The sequence below is a fragment of the Pseudomonas sp. HY2-MNA-CIBAN-0224 genome, from assembly GCF_040310285.1.
In the GTDB taxonomy this organism is placed as follows: Bacteria; Pseudomonadota; Gammaproteobacteria; order Pseudomonadales; family Pseudomonadaceae; genus Aquipseudomonas; species Aquipseudomonas helleri.
On the sequence record NZ_JBEOPQ010000925.1, the window covers coordinates 1 to 234 of the forward strand.

At 50.9% G+C, this 234-nt stretch carries 1 protein-coding gene; it reads left to right on the plus strand.

The window, feature by feature from the left end; genetic code table 11:
• A partial coding sequence (locus tag AAEZ03_RS28955) for a hypothetical protein (RefSeq protein ID WP_350583450.1) occupies positions 1-234 on the plus strand: 234 nt, incomplete at both ends.

Consider the following 234-nt stretch of genomic DNA (forward strand, 5'->3'; position numbering starts at 1 on the left):
CGCTGGTCTCAAGCGACGTGCTACGTTTTGACTTCTCCTATGATAAGCCCGTCACTGCTGCCGAGATTACACGTGTAGAACGTCTCGTTAATGAGCAAATCCAAGCCAATACCCCAGCCCGTATCGAGCATATGTCTATCGATGAAGCGATGAAGCAAGGTGCCATGGCACTGTTTGGTGAGAAGTATGGCAATGACGTTCGCGTGCTTACTATGGGCACCGACAGCATTGTCG